This window comes from Bacteroidota bacterium (genome assembly GCA_036522515.1).
Classification (GTDB): Bacteria; Bacteroidota; Ignavibacteria; order UBA10030; family SZUA-254; genus VBOC01.
The window spans coordinates 13,448-27,087 of the sequence record DATDFQ010000045.1 but is presented as its reverse complement, the minus strand read 5'-3'; the positions used below and the strand labels follow the sequence as shown (position 1 = coordinate 27,087).

The window sequence follows — 13,640 nt, the reverse complement described above, 5'->3', positions numbered from 1 at the left end:
GTAAAATTCAAGCTTTCTGAAATTGCCCCTGGATTTCTGAGGATAGAAGTAGGTGTTGAAGGGATGAAGATCCCATCCGCCCATTCCGATGTGGACGACATGCGGTTTTCCGTCTGGTCTCGTATGCTGCATTGCTTGAAGATACGACATTTTTGTAATGATGTCAAGAGAAAAATGGACAATTTTGTCGTGTTGACATCAACCTCCTTTTTCGCTAAACTAAACGGTTATGGGGCTGCGTTACTAATCTTCCTTCGACACACTCACCCTTTGGGATCATGGCAGATACGAGCCAACCACTGTATCTGAACATCATCTGGCACCAGCACCAGCCTCTCTACCTCGATCCCGGGCTCGATCAGTTGCAGGGACCATGGGTGCGGACGCACGGGACCAAGGACTATTACGACATGGCCTCGATGCTGGAACAATTCCCCGATGTCCACTGCACGTTCAATCTGACCTCCTCGCTCCTGCAGCAGCTCCGGACGTACTACCTCGACCGGCTTGGACCGTTCGTCGACGTGGGAAAAAATCGCGTCGACGCCCGGAAATTCCTCGCCCGCTGGAAGGGAAAGACCGACCCCTGGATCGATCTGCTGCTCAAACCTTCCGGCCAATTCGATCAGCAGGATCGCGCGTACCTGATCTCAAACCCGTGGAACGCGCTCTATATCACGGAGATCATGCTCGCGCGATTCCCCGAATACAGGGGGCTGAAAACAAAGGCCCTCCAGGGACCATCTCTTACCGAGCAGGATATCCGGGAAATAAAGTTCTGGTTCTTCCTGGCCTATTTTGATCCCGATTTTCTCGAAAGAAGGGTCGACCTTGCCGACGGCTCGATCGTCGATCTCACCGATCTTGTCCGAAAGCAATCCGACGGCACCTATGTCCTCAAACGGGCCGTCGAAGAGGACGATTGCAACCGGATCCTGGCCGAAACTTATAAAATCCTTGCCAACATCATTCCCGTCCACAAGAAACTGATGTATGATCCGGTCTCCCACAAAGGCCAGATTCAGATTGCGACGACGCCATATTACCATCCGATCCTTCCCCTGCTCGCCGACTCCGACGCGGCGAGGAGTTGCCAGCCCCACGATCCGATGCCGCCGCGCTTCCGGTACCCGGAGGATGCCCGGGCGCAGGTAGGCAAGGCGGTGGTCTATTTCAAAGAACTGTTCGGCCGCGAGCCACTCGGAATGTGGCCGGCCGAAGGAGGAGTCTCGCAGGAGGCGGCATCGGTCTTCAGTCAAAACGGAATTCAATGGATAGCGGCCGATGAAAAAATCCTTGCGCGTTCAACCCCGGCGGGTCTCTCCAGGTTTTACCCGTACCGGATCGGCCCAGAGGAGGCGGGAGAGCCTGCCCTGGCGATCGTCTTCCGCGACACGGAGTTGTCGGACAAAATCGGGTTCGCCTACCAGCACTATCAGGGGGAGGATGCCGCGAACGATTTCATTTCCGGCGTCTTTCAGCGAATGCCCCCCGGGGGAGAGCCCGGCCGCCTCCTGACGGTCATTCTGGACGGGGAGAACGCGTGGGAATGGTACAAGTACGAAAACGACGGGAAAGGATTTTTGAAGTCTCTCTATCGCAGGTTGAGCGAACTCTATGCCGACCGCACGCTTGTGACCGTCACCATGTCGGAGTACATCTCGGGCAATCCGCTCCGGGACGTTCCGCCGCATCCCGTTTCATCCATGCAGCCCGTCGAGACGCTCTACCCGGGGTCGTGGATCAACGCAAACTTCGATACCTGGATCGGCCGCGAAGAAAAGAACCGGGCCTGGAGTTATCTCCTCACCGCGCGTGAAGACCTCGAAAAATCCGGAATCGCGCGGCCGCCCTACGATGCGCCTCCGCCCGGGGAGGGAACTCCTCCCTGGCACGCCTGGAAAGCGTGGGAGGAATTGTATGCGGCCGAGGGTTCCGACTGGTTCTGGTGGTACGGCTCGAACCCCTCCGCTCCGTCGGTCACAGCCCCGTTCGACCTTGCCTTCCTGACCCATCTCCGCAATATTTACTTCTTCGCCCGACAGGCGAAGGGGACGATGCCCCTGCGGGATTTCGAGCCGATACAATCAGTGCCGTCGGCGCCGGCCAGGACGCAGGGAGCGATGGTGAAAGGATGAACGGGCGCGGCGCAAACATGAAAACCTATTCGCTCGCGATCGCGTGGAACTGGGAGTTCGACGATGATTTCATCGCGGGAATAGAGCGGGAATGCCGCAAGCGGGACCTTTCCACCTACCGGATCGACCCGCACAACCTGAACGATACGATGGAGAAGCTGCGCTCGGGGGCGATTTCGTTCCAGGCGTTTTACGACCGGGCCTCGGACGCCGATTCCCTCTTCCTGCCGCTCGTGCAGATCATGCTGGAGTCGTCGATCTATTTCATCAACCCGCGCTCGCGCGTTCTTCCGGCGATCGACAAGGCGACGATGCACCTTGAATTCATCACCCACGGATTGCAGGTTCCCTACACGATCATTCTTCCGCCGTTTCACGAACGAAGAGAGATCACGCTCCAGAGCCCGGAACTCGAACACCTCGGCCGGCCGTTCGTGATCAAGCCCGCGAACACGACGGGGGGAGGGACGGGGGTCGTGCTCGATGCCGGCACGGTCGACGACGTCCTCGAGGCCCGCCAGCTCCACAAGAACGACAAGTACCTGTTGCAGCAGTTCATCGTTCCCAAGCAGCTTGACGGAAAGAGGGGATGGTTCCGCGTCTACCGCGCGTTCGGCGAGGTCATTCCCTGCTGGTGGGACGACCAGACGCACCGGTATACGGAGTTGACCGCCGGGGAGGAGCGGCTGTTTCGCCTGGAAGAGCTCCGTCGCGTCATGGGAACCATCGAGTCGGTCTGCAGGCTCGATTTCTTCTCCTCGGAAATCGCCGTCACCCGGGAGGAAAAGTTCGTCGTCGTCGATTACGTGAACGAAGTGTGCGACATGCGCCTTCAGTCGAAGTATGCCAACGGCGCGCCCGATGCCGTGGTTCACCGGATCGAAAACCTGCTGGCGGAAGAGGTGGCGTTGCGGGTCAAACAGTTCGTCTACGTGACGTGAACCAGAACCGGCGGCAAAAGGGGCTCCTCGTTGGGCTCACCCGATTCCCCGCTCTTCCGGCTTCGCGCGGAACATTCCGTCCGCGCTTCGAATTTCACATCCTCGCCTCGGCCCGGGATCGCTACCGGTTCGACCAGGAGTTATTCACGACCAGCGGGAACGTGATCCTCCCCGATTTCCGGGCGGCGCGGGTCTTTGCCCAGAAAATGAACGCCGTGCGGGAAGCGGCGACCCATCCGGAGCGGGCGGTGAAGGCCGGGCAGATCAACGCGATGGGGCTCATCGATGAGATCTTTCATTACGTCCTTCGCCTCTACGAGGAAGCGACAAACCCGGGCGTATTCTCGCGGGCCCTCGCCTCGCTGCAGAAGGAATGCGGTGAGACGAATGTCCGGAAGACCTTGCTGATGTTCGGAGCTCTCTTTCCTCCCCGGGAGGTCTACCGGGGGACGAAAGACCTCAAGACATTTCTCTCGGAGAAGAGCGGTCCCAAACCCAACCCCGAAGTGCTTCTCGAGGAGATGATTCTGCTCTACTTTTCGAATGCGAATCCCGCGTTCGAGCCGTTCAGGGAGCTCTTCGACGACGGAGAGCTCGGAGCGGGAAGCCAGTACCGGCGCGTCACCGCGTTGCTCGAGGATTTTTTCCGGGGCGAAAAGCGGTTCGGGCCGGGGAACCAATCCATCTTCGACCTGCTCCGCGCGCCGATTCTTTCCAGCCCTCACAGCCTCGAGGGCCAGCTCGAGTTTATCAAGCGGCAATGGGGGCTTGTGCTGTCGGAGAAATTCCTGGCGAAGCTCCTCGGGGCCGGCGACCTTCTCAAAGAGGAAGCGAACCCTCTTTTTCCCCCCGGCGGGACCCGTCCACCCACCGTGGTCCCGAACTATCCCCCGTGGAATTCCGATGCCGCCGGAGGGGCCGATCAGGCCCGCTTCACGGCCGACCTGGACTGGATGCCGCGGATCGTCATCCTCGCGAAGAATACGTATGTCTGGCTCGATCAACTGTCGAAAAAGTACCGCCGTCCGATTTCAAGGATCGACCAGGTCCCCGACGAGGAGCTGGATCAGCTGGCGAGGTGGAACATCACCGGGCTCTGGCTGATCGGGATCTGGGAGCGGAGCTCCGCCTCGCAAAAAATCAAACAGATGACCGGAAATCCCGAAGCCGTTGCGTCGGCATACTCGGTCTACGATTATGAGATAGCGGCCGAACTCGGGGGAGAGGAGGCCTTTCTCAACCTACGCCACCGGGCATGGCAGCGCGGGATCCGCATGGCGGGGGATATGGTCCCCAACCATATGGGGATCTATTCCAGGTGGATGATCGAGCACCCTGACTATTTTATCCAGTCGGAAGAGAGCCCCTTCCCGAATTACCGGTTCAGCGGCTCGAATCTTTCCGAACATTCCGGTGTCGACATCCGCATCGAGGACGGGTATTGGACGAGAAGGGACGCCGCGGTGGTCTTCCGGCGGGTCGATACGCGGTCGGGGCAAACGCGGTACGTCTATCACGGCAACGACGGCACAAACATGCCGTGGAACGACACCGCGCAACTCGATTTCTTGAAGTCGCACGTGCGGGAAGAAGTCATCCGCACCATCCTGCACGTCGCGCGGAAGTTTTCGATCATCCGGTTCGACGCCGCGATGACGCTCACCAGGCAGCATTTCCAGCGCCTCTGGTATCCGCAGCCCGGTTCGGGGGGAGACATCCCGTCCCGGTCCGACCACGCGATGACGAAGGAGGAGTTCGACCGGATGTTTCCCGTCGAATTCTGGAGGGAGGTGGTCGACCGGATTAACGCCGAGATGCCGGAGACGCTCCTTCTCGCCGAGGCCTTCTGGCTTCTGGAAGGGTATTTTGTCCGGACGTTGGGCATGCACCGGGTCTATAATAGTGCGTTCATGCACATGCTGATGGGCGAGGAGAATGCGAAATACCGCGCGCTGATCAAAAATACGCTCGCATTCAATCCCGAGATCCTCAAACGTTACGTGAATTTCATGAGCAACCCCGACGAGGAGACCGCCATCGAACAGTTCGGCCGGGACGACAAGTATTTCGGAGTCGCGGTCATGATGCTCACCCTCCCCGGTCTTCCGATGCTCGCGCACGGCCAGATCGAGGGGTTCAAGGAAAAGTACGGGATGGAGTACAAACGCGCCTACTACGACGAGACTCCGGACGAGGACCTCGTCCGCAGGCACGAGCGCGAGCTCTTCCCGCTCATGCGCAACCGCCGTCTCTTCAGCCATGTCGTGAATTTTGAGCTCTACGATTTTACGGGTGCCGGGGGCGGAGTGAATGAAAATGTCTTCGCGTACTCGAATATGGACGGGGGGGATCGTGCCCTGATCTGCTATCACAACAAATATGAGGAGGCGGCGGGTTGGATCAGGACCGCGGTCCCGAAGGTCGAATCTTCGGAACAGGAGTCCGGGAAGAGACTCGAGACCAGGAACCTTGCCGAAGGGCTCGCGCTCGATACAGAGTCCGGGGTGTTTTATCTCTTCAAGGACCGAAAATCAGGCCTGGAATACATCCGGTCGGGAAGGGAGTTGCGCGATCACGGCTTGTTCGTCCGCCTCGGCGCGTTTCAATATCAGGTCTTCATGGATTTCAGAAGGGTTGAGGACCACCGGGGCGAATATGGCGTTCTCGCGGCGGAGCTCGATGGAAGGGGAGTTCCGGACCTCGAGGGTTCGTTCCTGGATATGCGTCTGAGGCCGGTGCATGACGCATTCTCCCTGCTCGTCGGCGAGGGCAACCTTGCATGGCTCAGGGCTCTTTGCTCGGGGCAAGGAATGGGGCCGGGATCCACCGAAGGAAGAGAGGCGCTCCTTGCGGCCTACGCTTCGTTTCTAGGGGTCGCCACCCGGTTTCTGGGCGACGCGCTGGGTGAAGCGGAGGCGCTCACGGAGCTGGGGAAACGTCTCGAATCCCTGGAGATTCTTGCCGGGCCGGCGACGGAAGAGGCAGGGAAAGGCGGGAAATCGCGAAAAAAGTCGGGGAAAAAGCTCTCACCCGACCCGTTGCGTCTGATAGAGACGCCGGAAGATCTTGCGCTTCTTTTCGCGTGGCTGGTGACAAGCGGGCTCGGGAGAGTGATCTCTCCGGAGATTATTCCGTTGGAGAGCTCTTCGATCTTCGAGAGGCTTAAGCTTGAGGCGGAGATTCATCCTCTTCTCGGTGAAGGCATCCATGCTGAGGGTTCTCCCGGAAGCGGCCACCCGACGGTGAACCGGCTGAGACTCTTGATCCGCTTTCAGATGACGTTTGCGCAGGCGACGGAAGAAGAGACGCTCGGGGCGGTGAAAGAGCTGCTCGACGACGCGGCCGTGCAGAGCGACCTTCGTGCGAACGTCTACAAGGGAGTCCATTATTACAACAGAGAATCATTTGACTCGCTGATGGACTGGTTGTTTCTTGTGGGGATGGTAATCGGGGGCTCTATCGGAGCGATTCCCGTTGCCTACGCGTGGCTTCTGAAGGTGAAGGCGGACTCCGAACGCTCCGGGTATCGGCTCGAGGAGCTGAAGGGGCTTCTCCTGGTTAACGATCTCAAGGAGCCGGTAGCCGCAGCCGGTAGCCGCAGCCTTTAGGCTGCGGAAAAAAAGCCCGCGACCTGAAGGTCGCGGCTACCGTTACCCAGGGCATGCCGCCCGATGGCAGATAGCCCAAACATTTTTCATCATTCGAGAGGTCACAATGCGGGACGTACTATCCATCATCCTGGGAGGCGGAAGGGGCGAGCGCCTCTATCCGCTCACCAAACACCGGGCAAAGCCCGCGCTTCCGCTGGCCGGCAAATACCGGCTGATCGATATTCCGGTCAGTAATTGCATTAATTCGGGCATACTGAAAATCTACGTGTTGACGCAGTTCAACTCCGCATCGTTGAACCAGCACATCGCCAACACGTACCGATTCTACCCGTTCATGAAAGGGTTCGTGGATGTCCTCGCCGCCCAGCAGACGCCCGTGAGCCCGGATTGGTTCCAGGGCACCGCCGACGCGGTGCGAAAAACCCTTTGGGTGATGAACCCCTGGAAAGTCGACGATTATCTGATTCTGTCGGGGGATCATCTCTACCGGATGGATTATCGTTTATTCATGAACCACCATCATGCCACAAACGCGGATGTGACCATCTCGGTGGTGCCTGTCGAGGAATCGAAAGCCTCCGGCTTCGGGCTGATGAAGATCAACGATCACGGGCGCGTGGTCGAGTTCAAGGAGAAGCCGACGGGCCAGACACTGGCCGGAATGCGCGTCGATCCGCAGGTGCTCGGATTGGGTCCCGGTTCGGCGTCGAAAACTCCGTATCTCGCTTCGATGGGCATCTACATTTTCACCAGGAAGGCGCTGGTGGATCTCCTCACGCGGTATCCCCAGCACGTCGACTTCGGGCGTGACGTCATCCCGGAGGCGATCCACGACTTCAACGTCCAGGCCTACGCATTTCGGGGATACTGGGAGGATATCGGGACGATCGAATCGTTCTACCACGCCAACCTGGAGCTGGTCCGGCAGCCGAAACCGGCCTTCAGTTTCTTCGACGCCGATTTTCCCATCTATACCCGCCCCCGTTTTTTGCCCCCCTCCAAGATTTTGAAGACGCGGGTGGAAGAGTCGATGATTTGCGACGGCTGTCTCATCAAGAGCTCCGAAATGGTGAATTCGATCATCGGGGTGCGCACCCGCCTCGAGGAGAAGACCTCGATCGAGAATACGCTCATGATGGGAGCGGATTACTATCAGTCGGAAGCCGAACGCACGGCAGACCTCAACGCAGGCGTAGTCCCGATCGGAATAGGCGCGGGATCGGTGATGCGCAACGTCATCCTCGATAAGAACGCCCGGATCGGGAGGAACGTGAAGATCATCAACAAGGACAAGATCGACAATGTCGAGCGCGAGAGCGAGGGGTATTGGATCCGAAATGGAATCGTCATTGTTATCAAGGATACGACGATTCCCGATAACACAGTCATTTGACCTGATCGATCCGGGACTGGATGCCTGAACCCACGAGAGAAGTTGTGATGGTCGCCTCCGAAAACGACGCCCTCAAGGGAGGGAAAGTCGGGGGTGTCGGAGACGTCGTGCGGGATCTCCCCAGGGCGCTGGCCAGGGTGGGTTTGCGGGTCACCGTCATCGTCCCGTCGTATGGTTTTCTGCACAAGAATAACCCCGCCAGGCTGTCGTCGCGCGTGCAATTCCCCTTCGCGGGAACGACCCATGAGGGGGAACTATGGGAAGTCACGCCGAAACGGGTCGTCGAAGGGGTCACTTATCTGGTGTTCGAACATGCGGAGATACGCGGGAACCCCATTTACTGCCACGATCCTCCCGGCGAAGCGTTCGCACAGGACGCCTCGAAGTACGCCCTCTTCTGTTCCGCCGTCGGCCGGTATCTTCTCGAGCAGAAGCGGGAATACGTGCTCCACCTCCACGATTGGCATACAGGCGCGCTGCTTTTGTTAAGAGAGCTTCATCCTGAATTCACAGGGCTCAAACGCCGTAAGACAGTCTTCACGATTCACAATGTCGCGATCCAGGGGACCCGGCCGATCAGGGGAAAACTCTCCTCGGTCGAGCAATGGTTCCCGGAGTTGTTCGGAAAAACGGACTGGATCTCCCGGTGGAAAGATCCGCGGTATCCTGATCCCACATTCACGCCGATGGCCGCCGGAATCCGGCATGCGGACCGGGTCAACACCGTTTCCCCCACGTACGCTCATGAGATCCTGGTGCCGAGCGATCCGTCCGTGGGATTCATCGGGGGGGAGGGGCTGGAATCATTTCTCGCGGAGGCCCGGGACGAGGGGCGGTTGTTCGGGATCTTAAACGGTTGTGAGTATCCGGAGAGAACAGAGGGCCTCAGAATGCCACTGGGAAAGCTCTGTGCGCTCCTGGAAACGGAAACCGCCGGATGGAAGGAGCGTAAGGGAGATCCGTCCCGCAGTGAGCTGGTTGCGCGAATCCATTCGGTCCGGGACCAAAAACCTGCGGTACTCCTGACGAGCGTCACCCGGGTGGTCGACCAAAAGGTGAGATTGCTGGTGGAGAAGGGCGCCGGGGGCATGCGGGCGATCGACACGCTCCTTTCCATCCTGTCGAAGTACAACGGCGCTTACCTTCTCCTCGGCACGGGGACTTCCGAGTATGAAGATGAACTGATGGCTGTCCACCGCGAGAATGAGAATTTTCTCTACCTGCGCGGATATTCGGAATCGATCGGGGAGGTGCTCTATGCAAACGGCTCGTTGTTTGTCATGCCGAGCCTCTTCGAACCGTGCGGCATCAGCCAGATGCTCGCGATGCGCGAGGGGCAGCCGTGTGTCGTTCACGCGGTGGGGGGACTCAAGGATACGGTAAGCGATGGCGTAAACGGCTTCCAGTTTACCGGAGCGGGTTTAAGCGGAAAAGTCGATGCGTTCATCGATGTGATGGGAAAGGCGCTCCGTCTCCATTCGGCCGGCGGGGAGGGCTGGAGCGCGATATCGGCGGCCGCCGCCAGAGCCCGCTTTACCTGGGAGGGGAGCGCGCGCAAGTACGTGGATTTGCTGTATAGCTGATTACCCTGTCCCGCAGTTCCCCCACATACATCTCAAACCGCACCCAGGAGCGAAGCCACGCAGCCTGAAGGCTGCGGCTACCGAACCTTCGGGACACGGTAGGCGCGACCTTCAGGTCGCGTGCAAATCATTTCCCTCGTTCCCACGCTCTGCGTGGGAACGCATATTTCGGCCGCTCTGCGGCCGGGGTATCGGTAGCCGCAAGCTTTAGCTTGCGGGTTTTTGATCGAGGAGCTGCGGCATGGCGGGAAAAAGACCGCAGCCTAAAGGCTGCGGCTACCGACTCTTCGGCTTCCAACCCGTCCGTTTGACAGTGAGGTAGTTTATGCGTAATTTCATACGTTTATTGGTCTAATTAGAGCGTATTGACGCGCAAAACTATCCGGCCCATCATATCATCAGCAACAAACAGCCCCCTGGAGGAGCCCATCCTCTGCCGGAGACCCCTCTAATCGGCAAGCCCTTCGTCGTCGGATTACTTTTACTAGTACTGCTCCTCTGCGTTTTCCCCGTTTGCAGCCAGGAACTACCATTCACCTATTACACTCCCGAGAGTGAAGTAAACCCTCTCCCCTCATCGGATGTGAAGGCCGTCTATCAGGACAGGCTCGGATACATCTGGATGGTCGTCTACTCTGGGGGTCTCGTCCGGTACAACGGCTATAGAAATGAATTGTTCAAGGTGGAGGACGGTCTCCCTGTCCTCGATGTCCGCGAGGTGCATGAAGATCAGTTCGGAAGGCTTTGGGTCTCTTCCGACGCGGGTCTCGTCGTCTCGCAGCTTACCCTCGGCGAGTACACTGGCGGCGGCCGGATTCATTTCACCTCCCGGATCGGATCGACCGAGCTTGTGAGAAGTGCGCTCCAGGAGAACCGAGTCGCAGCCGATCCGAGGGGGGTCCTCTGGGTCGGCACACGGGAGAACGGGATCATCCGCTACCATTTCCTGGGGATGGACTCGGTCCGGACAGACACGATCCGCACCGATCCCTTCCGTGAAGGGAAGAACAGGGATGTGCGCGCGATCGTCGTCCGGAGAGACAGTTCCGTCTGTGTCAGCGTGGGGGGAGGAGGGCTGCTCTTTTTCAAGAACGACACCACCGGTTTTGAACTTCTGGCGGGGAAAGAAAACATCCTCCCGTCAAATGCGGATGCGCTCTATGAAAGCTTTTCGGGTACGCTCTACGGAGGATCCCAGAACGGGCTTGTCTGGCGGCTGGCGGGGACCGGGGCTCAACGCCGCGTCGAACAGGTCAGCAGCGATCTCAAGAGCCGTATCACCTGTATCACGCAGGAAGCCGACGGAACATTCTGGTTCGCGAGCGAGGGATCAGGGGCCGCGAGAATCCTCGTCAACGCCCCACCGGCGGGCGACAGGGAGGAATTCGAGCGCCGTTTCACCTACTCGCGCAGAAACGGGTTGCTCAGCGAAAATGTCAGCAGCATCATGCAGGACCGCGAGGGAAACGTCTGGATCGCGCAGGTCCTCGGAGTCTCCAAGCTGAAGAATAACTATGCTGCGTTCGGCGACTTTACCGCCACATCTCACAGCGGCGCCAGGCCCAACCTGACGAATCCTTCGGTGCCCGCGGTGATCCCTCCCGCGCACCTCCTCGGCTCCTCAATTATTCTCCTCGGCACGTCGGGCGGCGGGGTGGCTCTGGTCGACGAGAGCGGGGATGTCGAATCGATCCAGGCCGATCGCGGCCTGCGAAATAACTGGGTCAACGGCCTTGCGCTCGATGAAAGAAGCCGTCTCTGGATCGGGACGACGCGCGGGATGAATTGCCTGTCGCTGGATCCCAGGTATCCTCCCCCGAAATCGTCGCAGGTTGTCCCTGTCACAGTGTTCAAGAAGCCGGGCCTTCTCGCCTCGTATAGCAACACCACCATTTACGCCTGCAAGAATTTCGCGCTGCCGGTTGCGCCCGGATCGAAGCAGTCTGTCACATCGATCTGGTTTACCGGTTATCAGAACCTCTATTGTTTCGCAGAAGGGAATTGGTACGTGTTTAGAACCCCATCGGGTCTCCCGGCGACGTTTCTGGCGGGAATCGCGCTCGACACGACGGGGATCCTCTGGGTTGGGACGCGCGACAACGGGCTCTACAGATCCCTCTCTACGGTGAGTCTCGCCGGGCTGAACAGCCTGCACTCGAAACCGGAACTGGAACCGGGGAAGGGAACGGAGAGATTCGGACGGGAAATAATCGACACGGTGTTCAAGAATGTTTGGAACGAATCGATCGGAGCGCCTTCAAACCAGATCGAGTCTCTCCTTTGGAAGAACGGACTGCTCTGGGCGGGGACGCCCGAGGGGCTCATGGCGTTGAAACCCGAGCCGCTCGAGTTGAAAGCGCAGATCAAGATCGCAAACGGGTTGCACGGGAATGACGTCACCAGCATGGCCTTTTCGCCGTTGACGGGTTCGTTGTGGATCGGAACCAACGGAGGGCTCGCCGAAATCGACCCGGCCAGGAAACGGGTTCTTCGCACCATCACGAAGCAGAACGGATTGATCGACAACGAGGTGTGGTTTTACAGCTCCGTCGCCGTGGGGGACGACGGGACGGTCTATTTCGGGACCGCCAAGGGAGTGTCGCTCTATTCCCCGCACCGCGATAAGAAGAATCAGGTGCCCCCGATTCTCCGGTTTCAGCAGGTCGCCCTGAGCGAAGACAACACGGGCGACAATGAGATCTCGTTTGAATACGCCGCCCTGAGTTACGCGAACGAACGGGAGGTGCGGTACAAGACCCGCATGGTCGGCTATGACCGCGATTGGTCGGCGGAAAAAACGGAAGTGAAGATCCGCTACACGAACCTCCCCGCCTTCCTCCTTTCAAAGCAGTACACATTCGAAGTGCTCGCCTCGAACAACGAAGGAATCTGGACAGAAACCCCCCTGACCTCCTCGTTCTCGGTTCAACCTCCCTGGTGGTTCAGGTGGTGGTGGTTCACGCTGAACATCATCCTGCTGGGAGTGGCGGTGGATGGATTCTTTCGATACAGGACCAGGGCTCTCGAGAAGAGGAGCCGCGATCTCGAGCGGGTCGTCGAGGAGCGAACGCATGAAATACGGCTCCGGTCGGAAGAAAACCGGCTGCAGGCCGAGGAACTTGCGACCACCAACGCGCAACTGGAGGAGAAAAACCGCGAGATCATCAAGACGCAGGAACAGCTCATCATGCAGGAAAAGCTCGCTTCCCTGGGGGCCCTGACGGCAGGCATCGCTCACGAAATCAAGAACCCCCTCAACTTTGTGAACAATTTTGCCGAACTCTCTGTCGACCTGATGAAAGAGCTCCGCGAGGACATCTCGGGGCAGGAGGAGCGGCTCGACCCGAAGACGCTTGTCGACATCCAGGATATCCTGAACGACCTTGAACACAATGCTGCGAAGATCAACGAGCACGGCAAAAGGGCCGACAGCATCGTACGGGGAATGTTGATGCATTCACGCGGGAAATCGGGGGAACGGATGCCGGTGGACATCAACACGCTTCTGGACGAATACGTCAACCTCGCGTATCACGGCCTGCGGGCGCTCGATTCCAACTTCAATATCACCATCGATACCGCATACGACAAATCGATCGGCCAGATCGAGGCCGTGCCGCAGGACCTGAGCCGCGTCTTCCTGAATATCGTCAACAACGCCTGTTACGCGGCCAACGAAAAGAAGAAGGAGGCCGGCGGCGGTTTCTCACCCAAGCTATCGGTCCGTACGAAGAACCTCGTCGAGAAGGTCGAAATCGGGATACGCGACAACGGGAAAGGCATCCCGCAGGAAATTCGCGACAAAATCTTTGAGCCGTTTTTTACGACCAAACCCACCGGGAAGGGAACGGGCCTCGGACTTTCGCTGAGCTACGACATTGTCGTGAAGCAGCACCACGGCGACATCAAAGTTGACTCGAAACCCGGCGAGTACACCGAGTTCATTATCGTTCTGCCGAAATAGGCCTCCCCTT

Annotated in this window: 6 protein-coding genes; all 6 read left to right on the top strand. The window is 58.6% G+C overall.

The window, feature by feature from the left end; translation table 11 throughout:
• The first annotated feature begins 278 nt into the window (after nucleotides 1-278).
• The 6 genes from VI215_08635 (at nucleotide 279) to VI215_08610 (ending at nucleotide 13,630) form a co-directional block, all read left to right on the top strand.
• A complete protein-coding gene (locus tag VI215_08635; GenBank protein HEY6192373.1) occupies nucleotides 279-2,138 on the top strand; it encodes a glycoside hydrolase family 57 protein in 1,860 nt (619 codons plus the stop codon).
• A 17-nt stretch (nucleotides 2,139-2,155) separates the two neighbouring features.
• Nucleotides 2,156-3,079, top strand: coding sequence for a hypothetical protein (locus VI215_08630; protein HEY6192372.1), 924 nt, complete (start codon nucleotides 2,156-2,158; stop codon nucleotides 3,077-3,079).
• On the top strand, nucleotides 3,076-6,687 hold the full coding sequence (locus VI215_08625) for an alpha-amylase family glycosyl hydrolase (protein ID HEY6192371.1): 3,612 nt from the start codon (nucleotides 3,076-3,078) through the stop codon (nucleotides 6,685-6,687). The genes VI215_08630 and VI215_08625 overlap by 4 nt, the downstream gene beginning before the upstream one ends.
• Nucleotides 6,688-6,793: 106 nt before the next feature.
• The gene (locus VI215_08620) at nucleotides 6,794-8,083 is read left to right on the top strand and encodes a glucose-1-phosphate adenylyltransferase (GenBank protein ID HEY6192370.1); all 1,290 of its coding nucleotides are present in this window, start codon (nucleotides 6,794-6,796) and stop codon (nucleotides 8,081-8,083) included.
• A gap of 20 nt (nucleotides 8,084-8,103) precedes the next feature.
• On the top strand, nucleotides 8,104-9,666 hold the full coding sequence (locus VI215_08615) for a glycogen/starch synthase (protein ID HEY6192369.1): 1,563 nt from the start codon (nucleotides 8,104-8,106) through the stop codon (nucleotides 9,664-9,666).
• A gap of 583 nt (nucleotides 9,667-10,249) precedes the next feature.
• Nucleotides 10,250-13,630, top strand: coding sequence for a two-component regulator propeller domain-containing protein (locus VI215_08610; GenBank protein ID HEY6192368.1), 3,381 nt, complete (start codon nucleotides 10,250-10,252; stop codon nucleotides 13,628-13,630).
• Nucleotides 13,631-13,640: the final 10 nt, after the last annotated feature.